This window comes from Streptomyces niger, assembly GCF_000718305.1.
In the GTDB taxonomy this organism is placed as follows: Bacteria; Actinomycetota; Actinomycetes; order Streptomycetales; family Streptomycetaceae; genus Streptomyces; species Streptomyces niger.
This window is the reverse complement of the sequence record NZ_JOFQ01000005.1, coordinates 194,315-207,889: the sequence shown is the minus strand read 5'-3', so window position 1 is coordinate 207,889 and position 13,575 is coordinate 194,315. Positions and strand designations below refer to the sequence as shown.

11 protein-coding genes are annotated in these 13,575 nt (G+C 73.1%); 8 read left to right on the top strand and 3 right to left on the bottom strand.

The window, feature by feature from the left end:
• Window positions 1-8 precede the first annotated feature (8 nt).
• The 3 genes from IF20_RS11865 to glgX all read right to left on the bottom strand — a co-directional run bounded on the left by IF20_RS11865 (window position 9) and on the right by glgX (window position 6,101).
• Window positions 9-1,883, bottom strand: a complete 1,875-nt coding sequence (locus IF20_RS11865) for an ABC transporter ATP-binding protein (protein WP_052865061.1) — start codon at window positions 1,881-1,883, stop codon at window positions 9-11.
• Window positions 1,880-3,775 (bottom strand): ABC transporter ATP-binding protein, encoded by a 1,896-nt coding sequence (locus IF20_RS11860; RefSeq protein ID WP_110944079.1) that lies wholly within the window; start codon window positions 3,773-3,775, stop codon window positions 1,880-1,882. The genes IF20_RS11865 and IF20_RS11860 overlap by 4 nt, the downstream gene beginning before the upstream one ends.
• Before the next feature lie 106 nt (window positions 3,776-3,881).
• Window positions 3,882-6,101 carry a glycogen debranching protein GlgX gene (gene glgX / locus IF20_RS11855; protein ID WP_052865059.1) on the bottom strand — a complete coding sequence of 740 codons (2,220 nt, stop codon included), beginning with the start codon at window positions 6,099-6,101 and terminating at the stop codon, window positions 3,882-3,884.
• A 165-nt stretch (window positions 6,102-6,266) separates the two neighbouring features.
• On the opposite strand from glgX, the gene IF20_RS11850 reads away from it, so the two are divergent.
• The 8 genes from IF20_RS11850 (at window position 6,267) to IF20_RS39095 (ending at window position 13,565) form a co-directional block, all read left to right on the top strand.
• A complete protein-coding gene (locus tag IF20_RS11850; protein WP_407702484.1) occupies window positions 6,267-7,484 on the top strand; it encodes a L,D-transpeptidase in 1,218 nt (405 codons plus the stop codon).
• A 235-nt stretch (window positions 7,485-7,719) separates the two neighbouring features.
• Entirely contained in the window at window positions 7,720-8,973 is a 1,254-nt protein-coding gene (locus IF20_RS11845) for a L,D-transpeptidase (protein ID WP_052865058.1), read from the top strand.
• Between the two features lie 129 nt (window positions 8,974-9,102).
• Window positions 9,103-9,870 carry an enoyl-CoA hydratase/isomerase family protein gene (locus IF20_RS11840; RefSeq protein ID WP_052865057.1) on the top strand — a complete coding sequence of 256 codons (768 nt, stop codon included), beginning with the start codon at window positions 9,103-9,105 and terminating at the stop codon, window positions 9,868-9,870.
• Between the two features lie 276 nt (window positions 9,871-10,146).
• Window positions 10,147-10,695 carry an ATP-binding protein gene (locus IF20_RS11835; protein ID WP_052865056.1) on the top strand — a complete coding sequence of 183 codons (549 nt, stop codon included), beginning with the start codon at window positions 10,147-10,149 and terminating at the stop codon, window positions 10,693-10,695.
• Between the two features lie 445 nt (window positions 10,696-11,140).
• Entirely contained in the window at window positions 11,141-11,590 is a 450-nt protein-coding gene (locus IF20_RS11830; RefSeq protein ID WP_052865055.1) for a hypothetical protein, read from the top strand.
• Window positions 11,591-11,694: 104 nt separating this feature from the next.
• Window positions 11,695-12,462, top strand: a complete 768-nt coding sequence (locus tag IF20_RS11825; protein WP_052865054.1) for a DsbA family protein — start codon at window positions 11,695-11,697, stop codon at window positions 12,460-12,462.
• On the top strand, window positions 12,459-13,289 hold the full coding sequence (locus tag IF20_RS11820; protein ID WP_052865053.1) for a cytochrome c biogenesis CcdA family protein: 831 nt from the start codon (window positions 12,459-12,461) through the stop codon (window positions 13,287-13,289). Before IF20_RS11825 ends, IF20_RS11820 begins: the two co-directional genes overlap by 4 nt.
• Before the next feature lie 111 nt (window positions 13,290-13,400).
• Entirely contained in the window at window positions 13,401-13,565 is a 165-nt protein-coding gene (locus IF20_RS39095; protein ID WP_199896561.1) for a DUF5993 family protein, read from the top strand.
• Window positions 13,566-13,575 lie beyond the last annotated feature (10 nt).

The window sequence follows — 13,575 nt, the reverse complement described above, 5'->3', positions numbered from 1 at the left end:
TGGGGCTGTCACTGCACCAGGCTCTCCTTCCACGCGCTGTGCAGGCCGGCGAAGTGGCCCTCGTCGGCGATGAGTCGGTCCGGCGTGCCGTCCTCGATGATCCGGCCGTGGGACATGACCAGGACGCGGTCGGCGATCCGGACCGTGGACAGCCGGTGGGCGATGACCACGGCGGTGCGGTCGCGGAGAACGGTGTGCATGGCCTGCTGCACGGCGCGTTCGCCGGGGATGTCGAGGGAGGACGTGGCCTCGTCGAGGATGAGGACGGCCGGGTCGGCGAGGAGCGCGCGGGCGAAGGAGACGAGCTGCCGCTGACCCGCCGAGATGCGGCCGCCGCGCTTGCGTACGTCGGTGTCGTAGCCGTCCGGGAGCGCCGCGATGAAGTCGTGCGCGCCGATGGCCTTCGCGGCCGCCTCGATCTCGGCGCGGGTGGCGTCCGGGCGGCCGACGGCGATGTTCTCGGCGACCGTGCCGGAGAACAGGAACGCCTCCTGGGTGACCATGACGACGCCGCGCCGCAGGTCGGCGGTGGACAGGTCGCACAGGTCGACACCGTCCAGAAGTACCCGGCCCTCGGTGGGGTCGTAGAAGCGGGCGAGGAGCTTGGCGAGCGTGGACTTGCCCGCACCCGTGCTGCCGACCACCGCGACCGTGCTGCCGGCCGCCAGCGTCAGGTCGAAGCGGGGGAGCACCTCGCCGCCGGTGCGGTAGGCGAAGCGGACGCCGGAGAAGGCCACCTCGCGGCCGGGGCGGCCGTCGGCGGGCGGCGGCAGGGGCACCGGGTCGGCCGGCGCGGGGACGGCGGGGCGCTGAGCCAGCAGGCCGGCGATCTTCTCCAGGGACGCGGCGGCGGACTGGTAGGCGTTCAGGAACATGCCCAGGCGGTCGATCGGGTCGTACAGCCGGCGCAGGTACAGGACGCCGGCGGCGAGCACGCCGAGCGGCAGCGAGCCGGTCGCGACCCGGTAGGCGCCCCACAGGACGATGGCCGCGAGGGCGATGTTGGCGCAGGTGCGGGAGAGCACGACGTACCGGGCCATCTCCAGGATGGCGGTGCCGTTGGCCCGCTCGTGGACGCGGTTCAGGCGGGCGAACTCGGCGTCGTTGGGCCGCTCGCGGCGGAAGGCCTGCACGGGGCGGATGCCGTTGAGCGTCTCGGCGAACTTCACGATGACCGAGGCGATGGCCGTCGAGCGGTGCTCGTAGACCCTCCGGGAGCGGCGCTGGAAGGAGCGGATCAGGACCAGCAGGGGGGCGGTCGACAGGACGGCGGCGGCGCCCAGGCCCCAGTCCAGGTACAGCAGCATCGCCGTCACGTAGACCATGGACAGCACGACCCCGACGAGCTCCTGCAGGCCGTCGTTGAGGAGTTCGCGCAGGCTCTCGACGTCGGTGGTGGAGCGGGAGATCAGCCGGCCCGAGGTGTAGCGCTCGTGGAAGTCCAGGCTGAGCGCCTGGGCGTGCCGGAAGATCCGGCCGCGCAGGTCGCGCAGGGCGTCCTGGCTGACGCGGGAGCAGGAGCGGGTGAAGGCGTACTGCAGCGCGCCGGCGGCCAGCGCGCACGCCAGGTAGCCCGCGCCGACGGCCAGCAGCGGGCCGTGGTCGTGCGCCCGCAGCGCGGGTACGGCGTGGTCGATGGCGTACGCGACCAGCAGCGGCCCCGCCTGCACGGCGGCCTGCTGGAGCAGCAGCAGGACGACGGTGAGCCGGCCGCGGCGGGCGTACGGGCGCAGCAGCGAGCGGAGCAGGGCGAGCGAGGCGCCCTTGGGGGTGGGCAGGACGTCCCGGTCGAAGGGGTCCCCGCCGGGCACGGCGTCCGGGGCGGCCGGGTCCGCGCCGCTCTCCTCGGGGGGCCGACCGGCCGTGCTCGTGGTCGTGGTCATCGCTCCGTCTCCTCTTCGGTGCGGTGCGCTCGCGCTCCGGTGGCTCCGGCGGCCCTGCCCGGGGCCTCCGCGCCCGGGGCGTCCTCGGCCAGGTCGGCGCCGGACATCAGGTGGGCGTACTCCGCGCTCTCGCGCAGCAGCCGCTGGTGGGTGCCGACGGCGGTGATACGGCCGTCCGAGAGGAGCGCGACCCGGTCGGCGAGCAGCACCGTGGACGGGCGGTGCGCGACGATCAGCGCGGTGGTGGCCGCCAGCACCTCCCGCAGCGCCGCCTCGACCCGCGCCTCGGTGTGCACGTCCAGCGCGGAGAGCGGGTCGTCCAGGACGAGGAAGCGCGGCGCTCCGACCACCGCGCGGGCGAGCGCGAGCCGCTGCCGCTGGCCACCGGACAGGCTCAGGCCCTGCTCGCCGACCTGGGTGTGCTCGGCCTGCGGGAGCGCGGCGACGAACTCCTGGGCCTGGGCGGTCCGCAGCGCCCGCAGGACGCCGTCCTCGCCCGCCTCCTCGCCACCCATCAGGACGTTCTCCGCAGCGGTCGCCGAGAAGAGGGTCGGCTCCTCGAACGCCACCGCGACCAGGGAGCGCAACTCGTCGCGCGGCAGGGTCATGATGTCCCGGCCGTCCAGGGTGATCCGGCCGCCGGTCGCGTCGTACAGCCGCGGCACCAGCGCGGTGAGCGTGGTCTTGCCGCTGCCCGTCGCGCCCACCAGCGCCATCGTCTCGCCCGGCCGGATGTGCAGGTCGACGCCGCGCAGCGTGGGTGGGGCCGCCGGCGGCGCGTCGGGGTAGCGGAACTCCACCCCCGTGAAGGCGAGGCCGTCGGGGGCCGGGGCGCCGGGCGCGGGGGTGCGGGCGGCGGCGCGTACGGACGCGTCGTCGGCGTCCGCCGGCGCCACGTCCATGACCTCGAAGTACCGGTCGGCCGCGGTGGCCGACTCGTTGCTGATGGCCAGCAGGAAGCCGATGGACTCCACCGGCCAGCGCAGCGCCAGCGCGGTGGAGAGGAACGCCACGAGGGTGCCCGCCGACAGGTCCCCGTCCGCGACCTCGACCGTGCCGAGGACCAGCGCGGCCCCGATGGCGGTCTCCGGCAGGAACGTGATCATGCCCCAGATCGCGGCGACCAGCCGCGCCTTGTGCAGCTCCGTGCCGCGCAGTTCGTGGGTGAGGGCGGTGTAGGCGCGGGCCTGGGCGCGGTGCCGGCCGAAACCCTTGATGATGCGGATGCCCAGTACCGACTCCTCGACCAGCGTGGTCAGGTCACCCACCTGGTCCTGCGAACGGCGCGCCGCGACCGAGTACTTCGCCTCGAACACCGAGCACAGCACCATCAACGGTACGAGCGGCGCGAGCAGGACCAGGCCCAGCGTCCAGCGCTGGCCGAAGAGGATGGCGAAGCCGACCAGGATGGTGACGCCGTTGACGAACAGGAACGTCATCGGGAACGCCAGGAACATCCGCAGCAGCTGGAGGTCGGTCGTGCCGCGGGAGAGCAGCTGTCCCGAGGGCCAGCGGTCGTGGAAGGACACCGGCAGCCGCTGCAGATGGCGGTAGAGGGCGTCCCGCATCGCCGCCTCGACCTGTGCCAGCGGGCGCGCCACCAGCCACCGGCGCAACCCGAAGAGCCCCGCCTCGGCCAGCCCGAGGAGCAGCAGGAGCCCGCCGCCCAGCCAGATGCCGCCCGCGTCCCGCCGCGCCACCGGCCCGTCGACCAGCCACTTCAGCACCAGCGGGATCAGCAGACCCATGGCGGACGCCAGGACGGCGACGCCCGCGGCGCTGAACAGCCGCGTGCGGACGGGGCGGACGTACGGCCACAGCCGCAGCAGCGACCGCACGGCGGATCGAGGTGGCGGGACGGCGGACTCGGGGCGGTTCGCTGCATCGCTCATCAGCAGTGAGCGTAAGAGTCACCACTGACAATCCTCACGCGGTTTTTTCCCGCCGCCCGCGCCGGCGGGACGCCGCGAACGGCGCCGGCCCCCTTCCGTCAGCCGCTCACCGCCCGGCCCGCAGCAGCCACACCGCCCGTCCCGCCAGCTCCACCTCGCCGCCCGCCTCGTACGCCGTGCCCGGCGCCGCCTCCTGGTCCTCCCGCGCGGTGTCGACGAGGAGTTCGTAGGTACGGGCCCACGGCGCGGCCGGAAGGGTGAACCGGACCGGCTCGGGCCCGGCGTGCAGCAGCACCAGGAAGCTGTCGTCGGTCACCGGCAGCCCCCGCTCGTCCCGCTGCGGGATGTCCGTGCCGGACAGGAACATGCCCAGCGTCGCGGCGGGCGCGTACCAGTCGCCCTCCGTCATCTCCACCCCCGCCGACGTGAACCACGCCAGGTCCCGCAGCCCGTCCGGGCCGTTCGGCCGCCCCGAGAAGAAGGCCCGCCGGCGCAGCACCGGATGCGCCCGGCGCACCGCGATCAGCCGGGAGACCAGCTCGGTCAGCGGCCGCCACTCCGGGTCCTCCGCCAGCGACCAGTCCACCCAGCCCAGCGCGTTGTCCTGGCAGTAGCCGTTGTTGTTGCCCTGTTGGGTGCGGCCCAGCTCGTCGCCCGCGACCAGCATCGGCACGCCCGTGGAGAGCAGCAGCGTGGTGAGGAGGTTGCGCAGCTGGCGGCGGCGGAGGGCTCGGACGTCCGGATCGTCGGTCTCGCCCTCGGTGCCGCAGTTCCACGACCGGTTGTCGTCCGTGCCGTCCCGGTTGCCCTCGCCGTTCGCCTCGTTGTGCTTGTGCTCGTACGAGACCAGGTCGCGCAGGGTGAAGCCGTCGTGCGCCGTGACGAAGTTGACCGAGGCCTGCGGGCGCCGGCCGCCCCAGGCGTACAGGTCGCTGGAGCCGGACAGCCGGTAGCCCAGGTCCCGGACATCGTGCTGCGCGCCGCGCCAGAAGTCGCGCACGGTGTCGCGGTAGCGGTCGTTCCACTCCGTCCACAGCGGCGGGAACGCGCCGACCTGGTACCCGCCCATGCCCACGTCCCACGGCTCGGCGATCAGCTTCACCCGGCGCAGCACCGGGTCCTGCGCGATCACCGCCAGGAACGGCGAGAGCATGTCCACGTCGTGCATGGAGCGGGCCAGCGCCGCCGCCAGGTCGAAGCGGAAGCCGTCCACGCCCATCTCGGTGACCCAGTAGCGCAGCGAGTCGGTGATCAGGCGCAGCACGTTCGGCTGCACGACGTGCAGGGTGTTGCCGCAGCCGGTGTAGTCGGCGTACCGGCGCGGGTCCTGCGCGAGGCGGTAGTAGCCGCGGTTGTCTATCCCGCGCAGGGACAGCATCGGGCCCATCTCGTTCGCCTCGGCCGTGTGGTTGTAGACCACGTCGAGGATGACCTCGATGCCCGCGTCGTGCAGCGCGCGCACCATCCGGCGGAACTCGCCCACCTGCTGGCCGCGCGTCCCCGAAGCGGCGTACGCGGCGTGCGGCGCGAAGTAGCCGATGGAGTTGTAGCCCCAGTAGTTGTGCAGGCCCCGGCGCAGCAGATGGTCCTCGTGCGCGAACTGGTGCACGGGCAGCAGCTCCACCGCCGTGACGCCCAGCCGGGTCAGATGCCCGATCGCGGCCGGGTGCGCGAGCCCCGCGTACGTCCCGCGCAGCTCCTCCGGGACGTCCGGGTGGAGCTTGGTGAAGCCCCGCACGTGCAGCTCGTAGAGGACCGAGTCGGCCCACGGCGTCTTCGGGCGGCGGTCCTCCTCCCACTCGTCCCCGGGCGCGTCGTCGTGGACGACGACCCCCTTCGGGACGTGCGGCGCGGAGTCCCGGTCGTCGCGCACCGTGTCCGCTATGTGCTGCTCGGGCCAGTCCCGCACGTGCCCGTACACCTCCGGCGGCAGCAGGAAGTCCCCGTCGACCGCGCGGGCGTACGGGTCGAGCAGCAGCTTCGCCGGATTCCAGCGGGCGCCGGTCCACGGGTCCCAGCGGCCGTGCAGCCGGTAGCCGTACCGCGTCCCCGGCAGCACACCGGGCACGAAGCCGTGCCAGATCTCGTGGGTCAGCTCGGTGAGCGGATGACGGGTCTCGGCGCCTGCCTCGTCGAACAGGCACACCTCCACCGACTCGGCGCCCGCCGCCCACAACGCGAAGTTCGTGCCCGCGACGCCGTCCGGGCCGCGGCGGAACCGCGCCCCGAGCGGCTGCGGCGTCCCCGGCCGGACCGTGACCGCGTCCGCGGCCGGTCCGGCCCGGCCCTCGTCCGGCAGTGCCTCCTGCTCAAGCGCGCTCGACACGTGGCAGCCTCCCGCGGCTCGCGACTCGATCGGGCGGTGCCGTACGCGGCGTCCCGGCCGCGTGTGTGGACGTGCCCTCCTGGCAATCCTTCCCTGCACCCCTCCTTCCCCGAACCGGCCGGGCCGTCACGTTTCCCCACGAAGGGAGCGCTCGTTGAGACCACCGTGACCAACCGATCCCTGACGTACCGAACGATCCGGCGTCCCTGGACGGCCGCCGTACCGCTGCTCGCGGGCGCCGCACTGCTCACCGGCTGCCAGGGAACCGGCGGATGGCTGGCGGACGCGCCGCCCTCCCCGGCGGAGGCCGTCCGGGTGCATCCGGACGACGGCGCGCACGGCGTACCCGCCGACCACCGCATCGAGGTACGCGTACCGGACGGCCGGCTGGAGCGGGTCGAGGTCACCCGGGCGGGCGACACCGGCAGCGAACCGGTGCCCGGCCGGCTCACCTCCGACGGGCGCGGCTGGCGCTCGGCCGGCACCCCGCTCGCGCTCGCCTCCCGGTACACCGTCGAGGCCGTCGCGCTGGACGGCCAGGGCCGGCGCACCGCCCGGCACACCACCTTCACCACCTACGTGCCCGAGCACCGTATCGTCGGCTTCTTCCGCCCCGAGCACCGCTCCACCGTCGGCACCGGGATGATCGTCTCCTTCGACTTCAACCGCCCGGTGCGCGACCGGGCCGCCGTCGAGCGCGCCGTCACCGTCACCGCGCGCCCCGAGGTGACCGTCGCGCCCCACTGGTTCGGCGACCGCCGGCTGGACTTCCGGCCCCGCGCACCCTGGCGGCCGGGCACCGAGGTCACGATGGCGCTGCGGCTGCGGGACGTCCGTGCGGCACCGGGGGTGTACGGGATCCAGCACAAGACCGTCCGCTTCAGGATCGGCCGGGATCGGACCAGCGTTGTTGACGCCACCGCGCACACCCTGACCGTACGGAGCGCGGGCCGGCCGGTCGCCACCCTGCCCGTCACCGCGGGCGACCAGGACAACCCCACGTACAACGGCCGGATGGTGATCCTCGAACGGCACCCCATGACCCGGATGGACGGCGGCACCGTCGGCTTCGGGGGCGAGTACGACATCCCCGACGTGCCGCACGCGCTGCGCCTGACCACCTCCGGGACGTTCCTGCACGGGAACTACTGGGCGTCCAGGAACACGTTCGGGGCCGCCAACACCAGCCACGGCTGCGTCGGGCTGCGGGACGAGCAGGGCGGCAGCCCGGACACCCCCGCGGGCTGGTTCTACCGCACCTCGCTCATCGGCGACCTCGTGGAGGTGATCCACTCCCCCGAGGTGACGGTGGCGCCGGACAACGGGCTGGGTGGCTGGAACATGCCGTGGCGCGCGTGGCTGCGGGGCTCCGCGGCCGGCTGAACGCGGCGTTCCGGCGGGCTCCTGCCGGGCCGTTATCCGGCCGAATCGACGGCCTGCCGCAGCCTCTCCCGCACGTTCCGCACCACCCTCACCAGTCGGTACGAAACGGTGACATGTCCGGGGAGTCCCCTCCCGTCCGCAGTGTGGTTATCTGGCGGCAGGCGCGCGCGTGGCCCGTGCCGCGTGCTGCGGATGCGGGTTGTGCGAGGGGAAACGAGGGGAAAAGGGGCCAGTCTTGGACGTGCAGCCGATATGGGGGGCGCCGCGGGAGCGGTTTCGGCGGCGGCAGGGGGGAAAAGTCCTGCTCGCTCCGGTGCTCGGGGCGCTGATGGTGCTGGTGGCCGCGTGCGGGGGCAGTGGTGACGACGAGGGGGACAAGGGCGGCGGGGACACGCCGTCGCGGGCGACGGTGAAGATATCGCCCAAGGACGGCGCCGAGGACGTCGCCACGAACGGGGCCCTGAAGGTGACGGTCGACAAGGGCACGCTGAAGTCCGTGACCGTCAAGGACCGCAAGGGCAAGAAGGTCGAGGGCAAGCTGTCCAGGGGCGGCAGCGTCTGGCAGCCGGTCGGGCACCTGGGCACCGCGACGGAGTACACCGTCGACGCCGTGGCGAAGGACTCCGAGGGCCGCGAGGCCGCCGAGCACGCCGACTTCACCACCCTGACGCCGAAGAACACCTTCGTCGGGCGCTATGTCCCCGAGGACGGCCAGACGGTCGGGGTCGGGATGCCGGTCGACCTGCGCTTCACGCGCGGCATCACGGACCCGAAGGCCGTCGAGAAGGCGATCGAGGTGACGGCCGAGCCGTCGGTGCCCATCGAGGGCCGCTGGTTCGGCAACGACCGCCTGGAGTTCCGCCCGGAGAAGTACTGGAAGCCGGGCACGAAGGTCACGTTCACCATGAACCTCAACGGCGTCGAGGGCCGCCCCGGGGTGTACGGGACGCAGAACAAGAAGATCACCTTCACCGTCGGCCGCAGCCAGGTCAGCACGGTGGACGCGGCGTCGCACCAGATGACCGTGGTGCGCGACGGCAAGAAGATCAAGACCCTGCCGATCACCTCGGGCGCGCCGGGCACCGAGACGTACAACGGCAAGATGGTGATCAGCGAGAAGCACCCGGTGACGCGGATGAACGGCGAGACCGTGGGCTTCGGCGGGGAGTACGACATCAAGGACGTGCCGCACGCGATGCGGCTCAGCGACTCCGGCACGTTCATCCACGGCAACTACTGGTCGGGGCAGTGGACGTTCGGCAACCGCAACGCCAGCCACGGCTGCGTGGGGCTCTTCGACTACCGCGGCGGCTCCACGTCCACGCCCGCCGGCTGGTTCTACGAGAACTCCATGATCGGTGACCTGGTCGTCGTCCGGAACTCGCACGACCGCACCATCCAGCCCGAGAACGGGCTGAACGTGTGGAACATGCCGTGGGAGGACTGGAAGAAGCCGCAGTCGGCCCAGGCTGCCCAGTCGGGGCAGTAGCGGCCGAGGCGCGCAGCACGGGGCCCCGCCGGCCGGATGACGCCGGCGGGGCCCCGGCGCGTACGGCCCCGCCGCACTGTGACCAAGTGCACCGGCGCCGTTCGCGTGAACGGCTATTAACCTGCCCTCATGACTGTGAACTTCGAGGTCGCCGACGGCGTCGGCACCATCCGCCTGGACCGCCCGCCCATGAACGCGCTGGACACCGCCACCCAGGACCGGCTGCGTGAGCTGGCCGCGGAGGCGACCCGCCGCGAGGACGTCCGCGCCGTGGTCATCTGGGGCGGCGAGAAGGTGTTCGCGGCCGGCGCGGACATCAAGGAGATGCAGGGGATGGACCACGCGGCGATGGTCGCCCGGTCCGGCGCGCTGCAGGAGTCCTTCACCGCCGTCGCGCGCATCCCCAAGCCCGTGGTGGCCGCGGTGACCGGGTACGCGCTCGGCGGCGGCTGCGAGCTCGCGCTCTGCGCCGACTTCCGCATCGCCGCGGAGAACGCCAAGCTCGGCCAGCCGGAGATCCTGCTCGGCCTGATCCCCGGCGCGGGCGGCACCCAGCGCCTCGCGCGTCTCATCGGCCCGTCCAAGGCCAAGGACCTGATCTTCACCGGCCGTCAGGTGAAGGCCGACGAGGCGCTCGCGCTCGGACTGGTGGACCGCGTGGTTCCCGCCGAAGAGGTGTACGCGCAGGCGCACGCCTGGGCGGCCCGGCTGGCCGCGGGCCCGGCGATCGCGCTGCGGGCCGCCAAGGAGTCGGTGGACGCCGGTCTGGAGACCGACATCGACACCGGACTGACGATCGAACGGAACTGGTTCGCAGGTCTGTTCGCCACCGAGGACCGCGAGACGGGCATGCGCAGCTTCGTCGAGGAGGGCCCGGGCAAGGCCAAGTTCCGCTGAACCGGACGGCGTTGGGTGGGGCGCGGGAGGAACGGGCCCGGCCGCGTGCCTCTTGTGGGGGAATGAGGTGAGGCTCAAGGGAGCCTTATGGAGGGCCGCTCGTGCCGCCCCGTGGATCTCCGGCGGGCGAGGTTACCTCGCAGGTCGGACGGGTTGTACCGGCCGGTTTTCTGCCCATGGCATATGACCGCGGAGGGCGTGGGAGCCGCGGATTCCGGGAGACCGATTCCCGCGGTTCCGCCCCCGTACCGTGTCGGTTGCGTCCATGATGGTGGCATGGCGGGCCTCGAAGGTTGGGAGCAGCCGCAGCCGCGCTCCGGTACGGCTGCCGCACGCTGGGTGCTGCCCGCCCAGGACGTGGAGGGGGAGAGGGCCAGGGTGACGGCTGCCGCTCGGGGTGACGGAGCGTCCAGGGCGCTCGATCTCATCGGTGACCCCGCCCTCGAGGAAGTACGGCTCCCCTCGCGACCCGAATCCGCGGCGACCGCCCGCCGGTTGACGCAGTCCGTCCTGCTGAAACAGTGGTCGCTGACGCCCACGCTCGCCGAGCACGCCGTCCTGCTCGTCTCGGAGCTCGTCGGCAACGCCGTACGGCACACCGGCGCCCGGACCTTCGGCCTGCGGATGCTGCGCCGCCGTGGCTGGATCCGCATCGAGGTGCGCGACCCGTCGCGCGGCTTGCCCTGTCTGATGCCGGTCCACGAGTTGGACGTGAGCGGCCGCGGGCTCTTCCTCGTGGACAAGCTCTCCGACCGCTGGGGCGTGGATCTGCTGCCGCGCGGCAAGACGACGTGGTTCGAGATGCGGGTGACGGACCGCGTGTGACGGCGTTGCCTGCATTGCCCTCGAAAAACGTGACTGGGGCCCTTCCGCGCTGTCGGCGGAACGGGCCCCAGTAGTCGCGCGCCGGCGGGCGGAAGGGGTGTGCCCACGGCGCAAGGACGACCTGGCCCGGGTCAATGGGGGTCGTTGCCCCGACTATCGCAGGCAGGTCAGGCGGCTGCCAAAAGTACATATCGGTCATGAGTGGATGTATCGGTGGTAACCCTCAGACGATCCAAGGTGAGTTGCGCCACCGACCTTCCAATTGCCGCTCACGACCCGGTGATCGCTGAGTAATTACCGGATCCGCTCGATGGTTATGCGGCCCGTCCGACCGGCGCTGTCCGAGACCGGCAGCTCCCCCTGGGAGCGGGCCGCGGCGATCCGTAGGATGGGGCGCCGAGCCGCCCGGCCCGGGCGGCGCCGGACACCGGGGAGGAGCGGCCGCATGGGAGCGACGGGGCGTGCGCACCGCTCGGCGGCCTGGACGCTGCTGATCCTCCTGACGGTGGTCCTCGCACCGCTGCTCTGCAGGACGGGCGGATCCACACCGGCAGCGGCGACGCCGCAGCCGGCGGCCGTGCCGGCCTTTCCCGCGGTCGGCGCCGCGCGGCAGACCGTCGCTCCGTCCCACGCGGCGGTCACCCCGCAGGCCGCGGAGTCGGCTCCGGTGGCCGCGGCCGTGCCCAAGCGGTGCGCGCCGCACGACGCGCCCGGGCCCGGGGACAGCGTGCCCGCGACCGCCACGCACCGCGGCGAGCCGCTCGCGGCGCCGCCGGCCGCGCCCGCCCCGTACCTCTCCTCCCACGACCCCGCGTCCTGCGCGCTCGCCCGGCCGCCCACCGGCCCGGCACCCGCCGCCGATCCCCGCGCCCTCCTGACCGTACTGCGGATATAGCGCCACCCCGCGCGCCGTTTCCCGGGCACCTCCATGCCCCGCACCCCGGCGCGCGCACCGGCGCAGTCCCTTCGTCCCCGCATCCGTACGTCAGGAGCATCCGCATGTCCGCATCCGCTTCGCCGGGCCGCCGCCTCGCGGCCGTCGGCGCCATCCTCGCCCTCATCGTCGGCCTCGTCGCCATCGGCATCGCCGTCGGCACGGCCGTCGAGAGCCACGACGACCACCCGTCCGCCGAGCCCGGGCCCGCCGCTTCCGTCTCCGAGCCCGCCCCCGGCGGCCGCCGGCAGATGTACGACGACATCGAGAAGAAGACCTCCCGCCGGGAGAAGGGCGACGCGCTGGCCGTCGGCCGGGCCGACGCGCCGGTCGTCCTGGTCGAGTACGCCGACTACCAGTGCGGCTTCTGCGGCCGCTTCGCCCGCGAGACCCAGCCCGAACTGATCAAGAAGTACGTGGCCAAGGGCGTGTTGCGCATCGAGTTCCGCAACTTCACCATCTACGGCGAGGACTCCGAGCGGGCGGCCCGCGCATCCTGGGCCGCCGGGCGGCAGGGCAGGTTCTGGGAGCTGCACGACGCGCTGTACGCCAAGAGCCGCAAGGGCCCGGCGCTCGCCGAGGACAAGCTGACCGACCTCGCGCGCAGCAGCGGCGTCGAGGACATCGACCGCTTCCGGCGCGACATGAAGAGCGAGGCGGCGGCGAAGGCGCTCGACCGCGACCAGCAGGAGGGCTACGAACTCGGCGTGCAGTCCACCCCGTCGTTCCTGGTCAACGGCGAGCCGATCGCCGGCGCCCAGCCCACCGCCACCTTCACCCAGGCCATCGACGAGGCCGCGGCCCGGGCGGGGAAGAGCGGGGGCGGCAAGTGAGCGACATCGGCTACCTCGCCGCCTTCCTGGGCGGCGCCCTCGCCCTGCTCAGCCCGTGCAGCGCGCTGCTGCTGCCGGCGTTCTTCGCGTACTCGCTCGGCACGCCCGGCCGATTGCTGGCCCGTACCGGCGTCTTCTACCTGGGCCTGGCGGCGACGCTGACGCCGCTCGGCGCGGCCAGCACCGCCGCGAGCCGGCTCTTCAACGGCCACCGCGACCTGCTCATCGCCGTCGGCGGCTGGGTCGTGATCGCGATGGGCGTGCTGCAGATCCTGGGGCTGGGCTTCGCCTCCCGCCGGGCTCAATCCGCCGCCGCGCGGATCACCCCGCGCTCGGCCGTCTCCACCTTCCTGCTGGGCTGCGTCTACGGCCTCGCCGGCTTCTGCGCCGGCCCGATCCTGGGCGCGGTGCTGACGGTCACGGCGGTCAGCGGCTCGCCCGTGTACGGCGCTTCGATGCTGGCCGTGTACGCGCTGGGTATGGCGCTGCCGCTGTTCGTGCTGGCGCTGCTGTGGGACCGGTTCCAGCTGGGGCGGCGGGGCTGGCTGCGCGGCCGGGAGTTCGGCCTCGGGCCGCTGCGGCTGCACACCACCTCGCTCGTCTCCGGGCTGTTCTTCATCGGCATCGGCATCCTCTTCCTGGCGTTCAACGGCACCAGCGCGCTGCCCGGAATCCTGGGCACCGACGCGGAGTTCCGGCTGGAGGAATGGGTGGCCGCGGCGGGGAACGCGGTGCCGGACGCCGTGCTCGTCGCGGTGGCCGCGCTGGCCGTCGCCGCGGTGCTCGGCCGGATCGCGCTCCGCCCGGACAAGAAGACGAAGGACTGATCCCACTCATGGGGCGATCAGAGGGCCATTCGGCTCATATCCGGCGCGGCGGCCGGTGACTTCACGTGGCGTGCGCGGTATGTCGCCGCCCGACCACTAGCTTGCCGTGGCATGGACGCCCTCCTCTTCGCCGGTCTCTTCGCCACCTTCTTGTGCGTCGTGGGCCAGAAGAGCCGAGCGGTGGTGGTCGCGGTGTGGTCGGCGATGTTCGTCGCCGTCGTCTGGCTGATGGCACATCACGTCACGGGTGCCGTCGTGCCCGGCCTGCCCCAGTGAACCGTGCCGC

Bases quoted from the DNA above. Each gene is read 5' to 3' on its own strand.
- IF20_RS11865 (WP_052865061.1), bottom strand. From the start codon at position 1,883: ATGACCACGACCACGAGCACGGCCGGTCGGCCCCCCGAGGAGAGCGGC.
- IF20_RS11835 (WP_052865056.1), top strand. From the start codon at position 10,147: ATGGCGGGCCTCGAAGGTTGGGAGCAGCCGCAGCCGCGCTCCGGTACG.
- IF20_RS39095 (WP_199896561.1), top strand. From the start codon at position 13,401: ATGGACGCCCTCCTCTTCGCCGGTCTCTTCGCCACCTTCTTGTGCGTC.
- IF20_RS11860 (WP_110944079.1), bottom strand. From the start codon at position 3,775: ATGAGCGATGCAGCGAACCGCCCCGAGTCCGCCGTCCCGCCACCTCGA.
- IF20_RS11825 (WP_052865054.1), top strand. From the start codon at position 11,695: ATGTCCGCATCCGCTTCGCCGGGCCGCCGCCTCGCGGCCGTCGGCGCC.
- IF20_RS11840 (WP_052865057.1), top strand. From the start codon at position 9,103: ATGACTGTGAACTTCGAGGTCGCCGACGGCGTCGGCACCATCCGCCTG.
- IF20_RS11830 (WP_052865055.1), top strand. From the start codon at position 11,141: ATGGGAGCGACGGGGCGTGCGCACCGCTCGGCGGCCTGGACGCTGCTG.